9 protein-coding genes, 2 pseudogenes and 1 riboswitch are annotated in these 8,699 nt (G+C 61.2%); of the genes and pseudogenes, 4 read left to right on the forward strand and 7 right to left on the reverse strand.

All coding sequences use genetic code 11. From position 1 onward, the window contains the following. Window positions 1-61: 61 nt before the first annotated feature. Both LCM4573_RS16140 and LCM4573_RS28795 read left to right on the forward strand, forming a co-directional pair. Window positions 62-478: an organic hydroperoxide resistance protein gene (locus LCM4573_RS16140; protein ID WP_071007406.1), complete on the forward strand. Its 417-nt coding sequence runs from the start codon at window positions 62-64 to the stop codon at window positions 476-478. A 25-nt stretch (window positions 479-503) separates the two neighbouring features. Next, the gene (locus LCM4573_RS28795; RefSeq protein ID WP_274534858.1) at window positions 504-635 is read left to right on the forward strand and encodes a hypothetical protein; all 132 of its coding nucleotides are present in this window, start codon (window positions 504-506) and stop codon (window positions 633-635) included. 110 nt (window positions 636-745) lie between these two features. Here LCM4573_RS28795 and LCM4573_RS16145 read toward each other — a convergent pair. Next, a pseudogene (locus LCM4573_RS16145) lies at window positions 746-1,108 on the reverse strand (hypothetical protein); the annotation flags it as partial. 2 nt (window positions 1,109-1,110) lie between these two features. Between LCM4573_RS16145 and LCM4573_RS28635 the strand changes: the two are divergent. Continuing rightward, window positions 1,111-1,251 (forward strand): annotated as a pseudogene (locus tag LCM4573_RS28635) (L-idonate 5-dehydrogenase); the annotation flags it as partial. Window positions 1,252-1,317: 66 nt separating this feature from the next. Here LCM4573_RS28635 and LCM4573_RS16155 read toward each other — a convergent pair. From LCM4573_RS16155 to LCM4573_RS16180, 6 genes are all read right to left on the reverse strand, one after another. Beyond that, entirely contained in the window at window positions 1,318-2,361 is a 1,044-nt protein-coding gene (locus LCM4573_RS16155; protein ID WP_071007408.1) for an iron ABC transporter permease, read from the reverse strand. A 3-nt stretch (window positions 2,362-2,364) separates the two neighbouring features. Beyond that, window positions 2,365-3,297, reverse strand: coding sequence for an ABC transporter substrate-binding protein (locus LCM4573_RS16160; RefSeq protein WP_071007409.1), 933 nt, complete (start codon window positions 3,295-3,297; stop codon window positions 2,365-2,367). Between the two features lie 14 nt (window positions 3,298-3,311). After that, a complete protein-coding gene (locus tag LCM4573_RS16165) occupies window positions 3,312-4,088 on the reverse strand; it encodes an ABC transporter ATP-binding protein (RefSeq protein WP_071007410.1) in 777 nt (258 codons plus the stop codon). Further along, window positions 4,085-4,513 carry a DUF1636 domain-containing protein gene (locus LCM4573_RS16170; protein WP_198539736.1) on the reverse strand — a complete coding sequence of 143 codons (429 nt, stop codon included), beginning with the start codon at window positions 4,511-4,513 and terminating at the stop codon, window positions 4,085-4,087. Before LCM4573_RS16170 ends, LCM4573_RS16165 begins: the two co-directional genes overlap by 4 nt. Before the next feature lie 27 nt (window positions 4,514-4,540). Continuing rightward, a riboswitch (cobalamin riboswitch) is annotated at window positions 4,541-4,764 on the reverse strand. A gap of 140 nt (window positions 4,765-4,904) precedes the next feature. Beyond that, window positions 4,905-5,678: a slipin family protein gene (locus LCM4573_RS16175; RefSeq protein WP_071007412.1), complete on the reverse strand. Its 774-nt coding sequence runs from the start codon at window positions 5,676-5,678 to the stop codon at window positions 4,905-4,907. 28 nt (window positions 5,679-5,706) lie between these two features. Continuing rightward, a complete protein-coding gene (locus LCM4573_RS16180) occupies window positions 5,707-7,113 on the reverse strand; it encodes a nodulation protein NfeD (protein WP_083347482.1) in 1,407 nt (468 codons plus the stop codon). 550 nt (window positions 7,114-7,663) lie between these two features. On the opposite strand from LCM4573_RS16180, the gene LCM4573_RS16185 reads away from it, so the two are divergent. Next, on the forward strand, window positions 7,664-8,699 hold a 1,036-nt coding region (locus LCM4573_RS16185), incomplete at its 3' end, for a PAS domain-containing protein (protein WP_116285546.1).

The following is an 8,699-nucleotide window of genomic DNA, read 5'->3' on the forward strand; positions in this document are numbered from 1 at the left end:
TCCATCAAACCACTCCCCGTCAGCGGATGTCGCCGTGATCGGCAGAACAAAGGAGTGTTCCATGACGAAGATCGAAAAGGTTCTCTACACCGGTAAGACCCACACGACGGGGGGACGCGACGGCTTCGCGCGCAGCGACGATGCAGAACTAGACGTGAAGCTGTCTCCGCCAGGTACGGCACAGCCCGGCACCAATCCCGAGCAGCTCTTCGCAGCCGGCTGGTCGGCGTGCTTCATCGGTGCGATGGGGCTTGCCGCGGGCAAGCGCAAGCTCAGGCTCCCCGTCGATACCGCGGTCGATGCGGAGGTCGATCTCGGCACGACGGACGGTGYCTATTTTCTGCAGGCCCGCCTGAATGTCAGCCTTCCGGGCCTTGATCCGGAACTCGCTCGGACGCTCGTCGAGGAAGCCCACCGGACCTGCCCCTATTCGAAGGCGACCCGCGGCAATATTGAGGTCGAGCTAAATGTCACGTGATCCTCATCCCTCATCCAGGGGAGCGATGAAGCACATCATCATTATCGGCATGCTGGCGATCGCCGTTTTCGCGGCACCCTGTGCCTATGATGCTTTTTCGCCCGAACCATCGCCGCTGGCAGGTCTCCTGGCGATGTCCGGCGGTTTGCAAGGATAATCGTGCGTAGAGTACCGGTTTGCGGAAATGGTCCCGGGCACGATGCCAAATGAGGCGCTGTTGAAGACGGCGCCTCATCCAACCTTCTCACGTTTGTCTCCGGGTAGTCTTCACCCGCGCGCTCCATTCTCCAGGTCTCGAATATAGGCGAGGACAGCTTCGATCTCACCGTCGGCGACAAGCTCTGCAGCCGTGCGATGACCATAATCTGCAATCGGTTCGTTTCGATACCAATAGATTGCCTTCTGAAGATCGCCGGTCAGTTCGGCGGCCGCTGAGATTGCCTTTATCATTTCCCGCATCCTGCTCTGCAGGCGCTTGGAGGAGGGATTGCGCAGGGTGTTGCGATGAACGTCTGTTATATCCGCGAGGTTCGCGACCTTGACGCCAAGCGCCTTCGACAGGCGCGAGGGCGAAATAAAAGGTGTGCGAGGCTCCTGAAGGCTATCGACAAAGCCGGAAACGACCGCGTGCGGGTTTCGCCGTCGATCTCATCAACAAGCGCCGGYCCGATCTCAAGCCGTTGCTGGGCGGGACCTTCCCGCTTGATACCGTCATGGCCCTCGAAGCCGCCGGCGACAGAAGCAGGTCGATGAAGGCGCAGCTCGCATTCTGATGGGGCTGGTCTTGCCGGAATGAACCGGAGCGGCGGCCGCCCGTCGCGCGCATGCGGTTCGCRCCTTCACGAAGGCCGTTTCGCCATCATCCAGATGAAAAAGATGCCTCCGCAAAGGCCTGTCACGATGCCGATCGGAATATCTTCCGGCGCCATCAGGACGCGCGCGGTGGCATCGGCCCAGATCAGGAACACGGCGCCGAAGAAAGCGGAGCCGGGCAGCACGCGTGCGTTGTCGCCGCCGAAGAGAAGGCGGACCAGATGCGGCATCATGAGGCCGACGAATCCGATCACGCCGGAAAACGCCACCATCACGCCAGTGACCAGTGCGCAGACCACGAACACCGTCATTCGAAACCTGTCCGGGCTGATGCCGAGTGTCGCGGCTGTTTCATCTCCTAATGACATGGCGTTCAGTGCCTCGGCACGCGACCAGAGCCACAGGCTTCCGACTACCAGCACTGCCGCGGGCCAGATCAGATGAGACCACTGCGCCAGACCGAGGCCGCCAAGCATCCAGAACACGACTGTGTGCGTGGCGCGCGGGTCGCCGATAAGGATCAGCGTGTTGCCGGCGGCCATGATGACGAAACTCACGGCGACGCCCGCCAAGACCAGGCGATCGGCTGAGGTCGCGGAGGCGAGGCGGGCCACACCGAGGACGAGCAGCGTTGCGGCCATGGCTCCGCCGAATGCGAAGACCGGCACGGTCAGGATGCCGATCACCATCCCGACATGCAGGAGCGCCAGAATGGCGCCGAATGCGCCGCCCGACGATATGCCGAGGAGATGCGGGTCGGAGAGCGGATTGCGCGTGACGGCCTGAAGTGCCGCACCGACGAGACCAAGTCCGRCTCCGACCAAACCCGCAAGGAGCGTGCGCGGGAACCGGATCTCCATGACGATTTTCGCGCGGCTGTTGCTCCACTCCGGCTCGATCATGCCCGGCAGGACGTGATCGACCGCCACACCCCATACGGTCGAAAGCGGGATGGCGACGGCGCCGACCGAGACGGCAACGACGATGGAGAGCAGCAGAATGGCCGCCGCGCCGAGGACCAGTCCGAGGCGCAACCCAATTCGGCGCGGGGCAAGGGCGGCGGCAATCATCGCTTACTTGCTCCAGAAGGCCTTGGCGAGCTTTGCGACCGCCTCGATATTGCGTGGTCCGGGCGTCGCCTCGACATAGGAGAGAACGGCGAAGCGGTCGTTCTTCACGGCGTCGATATCCCTGAAGGCCGGGTTGCCCTTCATGAAGGCGATTTTCTGCTCGGCGGTCACATCGCCGTAGTCGACGATGACGATCATTTCCGGATTGCGCTCAACGACCGGCTCCCATGCCACTTCCGTCCAGCTCTTGGCGACATCTTCCATGATGTTGGTGCCGCCGGCCGCCTCGATGATCGCGGTCGGCATGCCGTTGCGACCCGCCGTGAACGGCGCGTCCTCACCGGAATCGTAGACGAACACCTTCAGCGGTTTCGATCCGTCGATATCCCTGGTGATCTCCTCAAGTCGGGCGCGATAGCCGTTCACCAGTGCTTCGGCGCGTTCCTCGATCCCGAAGATGCGGCCGATATTGAGGATGTCGACATACATATCCTCCATAGTCATTTTCGGCCGCTCGCCGAGATGGCTGCAGCTTTCCGTCAGCTCATAGACCTTTATGCCGAAGGGCTCGAGGGTTTCGGGCGTGACCTCGCCGCCGACCGACATCCCGAAATTCCAGCCCGCGAAGAAGAAGTCGGCCTCGGCGCCGGCCAGGACCTCCTTGCTCACGCGGTGCGGTGAGAGTTCGGGGATATCGCCCAGCTTGGCCGAGACCTCCGGCTCCATCTTGTAATAGCGCGAGATACCGGCATAGCCGACCATATGGTCCTGAAGGTCGAGCGCCAGCATCGTGTCGGTCATGTTCACATCGTAGGAGACCGCGCGTTGCGGCGGCGCGTCGAATGTGACCTCGCGATTGCAGCTCTTGACCGTCACCGGGTGTGCGAGCGCCGGGGCGGCGGAAAGGAGAAGAAGGGCGAGGGCAGGGCGGATCATGGCTGTCTCACGGGTTATAAGTGGAAGGAGAAGCGGGGATGAGGACCGGAACGGTCGATCCGGCATCGCACGTTGAAGGCGGTCGCCAGGTGCGCTTCGCTCAGCGCCTCGTCGGGCGGCCCATCCGACAATATGCGACCCTGATGGAGGACGATGACCCTGTCGGCAAATTCGGCCGCAAGTCCGAGGTCGTGCAGAGTCGTGACCACGGTGAGACCGAGACCTCGCAGGAGCGAAAGCAGCTCGAGCTGGTGGCGGATGTCGAGGTGATTGGTCGGTTCGTCGAGAACGAGCAGACGCGGCTCCTGCGCGAGCGCCCTTGCCACCATCACCCTCTGCCGTTCACCGCCCGAAAGGGTGGCAAACCGGCGATCGGCCATTCCCGTCAGATCCATCTTGGCAAGGGCGCCTTCGATCACGGCGGCATCGGCCATTCCCGGCGAAGAAAGGGCACCCCCCCAGCCGCGGCGGTGCGGCAAGCGCCCGAGTGCGACGATCTGCCGGACGGACAGGGCGAAATCGGTCGGTTGCTCCTGAAGGACCGCGGCGACGGTGCGCGCGGCTTGTTGTGCCGAGATTGTCCAAATGTCCTGGCCATCGAGCGTGACGGAGCCGGACCGCGGACGCTGGAAGCGATAGATGAGCCGGAGCAAGGTGGACTTTCCAGCGCCGTTCGCACCGCAGATGGCGGCAATCTGACCGCGCGGAATAGAGAGGGACAGGTCCTTGACGATATCTGCATGGCGCGGCGGTCCCCAGCTCACACGGTCAAGGGAGAGGATATCACTCATGCCGATGCGTCCGCCGGACGCAAGATCATCGCCGGCAGGCGCGCCAGGATATTGTCTGGACGGTCGACAGAGCGGCACCAGCCGTCGTCAAGTTCGGCATAAAGCCGAGCAAACCGTAGAATGTCAGCTATGTCGTCGACGGGATCGAGGTTGAAAAACARCCAGCTTGCCTTCTCCGGAGCCCGGAGCGCTACCAAGCAGGGCTGGTGGCAGCCGCCCATGCAGGCGGTCCCCGTCACTTCGAACTGTGCGGAAAGATCGGCCGCGGCGATTGCGGAACGCAAATTGGCGATCATGGAGACGCCTGGTCGGCGGTGGCGCTCAGTTCGCTTGCAGCCCTTGCAGACAAGGAACTGATGCGGCGCTGACTGGACCACGGAATAGGCAGGTGTCGCCACCGGCCTGGAAGATGCCTTATCCATCATTTCTCCTGACCGGACTCCCCGCCCGGTTCGGGTTACACTCGTGATGGCAGGTCTCCTGACTTGCGGGTCGTTGCGTCCTCCACCTTCCCAGCATCCCGCAAAAGGTTTGCCAGTGGTATTTGGAGGTTGCTCACCGCTCACAGTTGCGGGGGCAGTCACGGTCTCGGTCCCTAGCGGGTATCCTCACCGTATTCCCTTTTCACCCGGCGTAGCGCGAATGCCCGCCAGGAACCATCGACGCAAAACTAACCAAGACGGGTCTGAAGTCAACCGGATAGGAAAGGCGACCTCTTTTCTATCCGGTCTACCAGCCCGAGGTAGTTATCGGCAGGTCTGAAATCAGAAATCGAGGAAACAGTATGTTTTTGCCGGCGCCACAGTGGTCGGCGCCTCACTCCGGCGGCTTGCCTGCCTTGATAGGCACGAGGCTGCCGAGATCGAGGGGGAACGGAAATATGATCGTGGAAGCCYTTTCGCCGGCGATGACGTTCAAGGTATTGAGATAGCGAAGCTGCATGGCCTCAGGCTTCTTCGCCAGGATTTCGGCTGCTTCGAGAAGCTTGGTCGCAGCCTGTTGTTCACCTTCGGCATTGATGACCTTGGCCCGCCGTTCCCGTTCGGCTTCCGCCTGGCGGGCAATGGCGCGGATCATGGATTCGTTGATGTCTACATGTTTGATCTCGACATTGGCGACCTTGATGCCCCACGCGTCCGTCTGGCTGTCGAGGATCTCCTGTATGTCACTGTTGAGCTTGTCGCGTTCAGCCAGCATCTCATCGAGGTCGTGCTTGCCGAGCACGGACCGCAATGTCGTCTGGGCGAGCTGGCTCGTCGCCGTCATGAAGTCCTCGACCTGGATGGTCGATTTCTCCGGATCGATGACCCGGAAATAAAGCACGGCATTGACCCGGACGGAAACGTTGTCGCGGGAGATCACGTCCTGGCTAGGAACGTCGAGCACCAGCGTGCGCAGATCGACCCGCACCATTTGCTGCACATAGGGGACAAGAAGGATCAGGCCCGGCCCCTTGACGCCGGTGAAGCGGCCGAGCGTGAAGACCACGCCGCGTTCGTATTCGCGCAGTATCTTGATCGCCGCTGCGATGAGGAGCAGCAGAAGAAGGACACCCACGAAATAGAAGGCGATATCTGCAAACATGCGCATGACTTTTCCTCCCTGATTTCCAATGCCGTCACTCTTCCGGGGCGACCGGCGTGACCTCGAGCGTCAGACCGCTTCTGCCGGTTACCTTTACGGCGTCGCCGGCGACGAGCGACCCTGTGGAGACGGCCTTCCAACGCTCCCCATGCGCGATGACATAGCCCGATGTGCCTCTCCAGCTGGCGACCTTGCCGGCGATGCCGATCATCTGCTCCGTGCCGGTAACGACGTTGCGCCGATGCGCAAGGAAGGCGAGGCGGGCAACGATGAGGCTGAAGATGACGCTGCCGATGGCTATACCCGCCACCACCGGCCAGGAAATCTCGAGGCCGGGTATATCCATATCGAAGAGGATGGTCGCGCCAAGCACCAGCGCCGCAGCCCCGCCGATACCGAGGGCACCGAAGGATGGCGAATGCGCCTCCGCCACGGTCAGCCCGACACCGAGGGCGATCAGTCCGACGCCGGCATAGCTCACGGGCAGCAATGCGAGTGCATAAAGACCGAGGATGAGGCAGATGCCGCCGATCGCGCCGGGGACGAATGTTCCTGGAGTGAGAAATTCGAAAATGAGGCCATAGATGCCGACCATCATCAGGATGAGCGCTATATTCGGATCGGTAATCACCGAAAGAAACCGGGTTCGCCAATCCGGCTCGAAATCCTGAACGGCAAGGCCGGAGGTTTCAAGCCGGATGTCGGTCTGGCCAACTTTCACGACACGACCGTGCGCCTGCGCAAGGAGGTCCTCGATATTGGCTGCCGTGAAGTCGATAACGTTTTCGCGCATGGCGGCTTCCGACGAAAGGCTTGCGGCATCGCGCACGGCGCGTTCCGCCCAGTCGGCATTGCGGTTGCGCAGTTCCGCAAGGCCGCGGAGGTAGGCGACCGCATCGTTGACCGCTTTTGCCTCGCCGGCGTTGCGAGGAGATTGCTGGGGCGCACCGTCAGGCTTTTGTGCATCGTCGTCCGGCTTCGGATCGAACCCTCCGCCGAGCGAGATCGGCGTCGCGGCGCCGAGATTGGTGCCCGGCGCCATGGCCGCGATATGGCTCGCATATAGAATATACGTGCCGGCGCTGGCGGCCCGTGCTCCGCTAGGCCCCACGAAACCGGCCACCGGCACGGGTGAGGCAAGCACGGTGCGAATGATATCGCGCATGGATGTGTCGAGACCACCCGGCGTGTCCATCTGCAGGATGATCAGGCGGGCTCCATCCTCCTCCGCCCGTTGGAAGCCGCGTCTCATGTAATCAGCGGTCGCTGGACCGATGGCGCCGTTCAGTTTCAGCACTACAGCCACTTGCGTGGAAGCCGATGAGGACGGAGCGGCGAGACTGGCGGCTGCCAGGGATGYGGCTGACAGAGCAAGCAACAGAGCGACGGTTCGAGATATCGACCGCCAAAGACGCCACACTGTCTTCTGTCGAATGTTCATTCGTCGGAATATATGTCAGCGGTCCCGGATGGTAAGGCGGAAGCTTTCCGACGTGGCGCTGGTCTACGATTTCATGGGCCTGCCGCTCCGACGCTCCCCACGGCAGTACCTCTCGCCTAGGCTTCGCGGCATCGCGACGCCTGGGTCGTGCAAAATGCTTCGCGTCATTTGCTAACTTCTGGACGATGCGAAACTAGAGGCAGTGTCGATCGATCCATTCCAAGAGCAATTCCGGCATCGCGAGCTGCCCTGTCCTTGGTAAGTCCCAAAGTCGTCGAAGTCTTCAACGAGCATGGAATAAGAGGTTCTCGCGGTTACCTCAAAGCTGACAATGCCGAACTGCTCGCCAAAAGACGTCTCCAGAGCACAACCACTTCATGGAGCGTAACTCCAGAAAATTTTGTGCGAAATGAAACAAAGACTGGAGATGCCCGTTAGGCAGAGTTGCATTTTGGGACCACGGCGGGGCTTCTGTCCATCATATCCGCACTTGGTTCTGCTGTCGCCACCGCCTCGACATCGAGGAACATCAGAGAGATTAACGCCGCCGATGTCGAATATCGAGGAATTCCCGCTCCCTTCGCGAAAATTGAGTGAATACGATGCGCTTGTGGCGGCGGCGCCGAGCGTGCTCGATGCCATCCCCGGCGCCGTCTATCTCTGTGATCACGACGGCTGGCTCGTCCGCTACAACAAGGAGGCCGCCGATCTTTGGGGAAGAACGCCAGCGCTTGAAGAGAAGCGCGAGCGTTTCTGCGGCTCACACGCTCTCTTTCTGCCGGATGGCACGCCATTGGCGCATGAAGTTTGCCCGATGGCGACGGCCGTTTTCAGCGGCAAGGAGACCCGCAATGCGGAGGTGGTTATCGAAAGACCGGAAGGTTCGCGCTTCGTCGCGCTGGTGAACATCCGCGCGCTGAAAGACCACGAAGGCAGGATTCAAGGAGCGATAAACTGCTTCCAAGACATCTCGGCGCAAAAGGCCATAGAGGAGGAGGTCCACCGTAAAAAAGCCGATCTTGAGGATTTCTTCGAAAACAGTGCGATAGGACTTCACATTGTCGGTGGAGACGGGATCATCCAGCGCGCCAACAAGGCGGAGCTGGCTCTTCTCGGTTATACCGTCGAAGAGTATGTCGGACGGCATATCGCGGAATTTCACGCGGATGCGCCGGTGATCGGCGATATTCTCCACAAATTGTCGTGCGGCGAGAAGCTGGACCGTTATCCTGCTCGCCTTCGCGCCAGGGATGGCTCGATCAAGCATGTGCTGATCACGTCCAACAGCCGGTTTGAGGATGGAGAGTTCATCAACACGCGCTRCTTCACGACCGATGTGACCGATCTTCACGAAGCCGAGAGAGCGCGGCGCGACAGCGAAGAACGTCTGGCGGCGACCTATGAAGCCGCGACGATCGGAATTGCGGAAGCTGACTCGGCGGGCCACCTGCTGCGGGTAAATGACGCGCTGTGCCAGATGCTCGCTCGTTCACGCGAAGAGCTGCTCAGCATGACGTTCTTCGATTACACCGAAGAAGGCGACCGAGACGAGGATGCGGCGCTGTATACGCGCCAGATTCTCGGGG

Origin of the sequence: Rhizobium sp. LCM 4573 (assembly GCF_001854865.1) — a bacterium.
GTDB lineage: Bacteria > Pseudomonadota > Alphaproteobacteria > Rhizobiales > Rhizobiaceae > Neorhizobium.

What these genes read in the sequence shown, in the direction of transcription:
- LCM4573_RS16160 (WP_071007409.1), bottom strand. Translation starts at nt 3,297, where the DNA reads ATGATCCGCCCTGCCCTCGCCCTTCTTCTCCTTTCCGCCGCCCCGGCG.
- LCM4573_RS28795 (WP_274534858.1), top strand. Translation starts at nt 504, where the DNA reads ATGAAGCACATCATCATTATCGGCATGCTGGCGATCGCCGTTTTCGCG.
- LCM4573_RS16165 (WP_071007410.1), bottom strand. Translation starts at nt 4,088, where the DNA reads ATGAGTGATATCCTCTCCCTTGACCGTGTGAGCTGGGGACCGCCGCGC.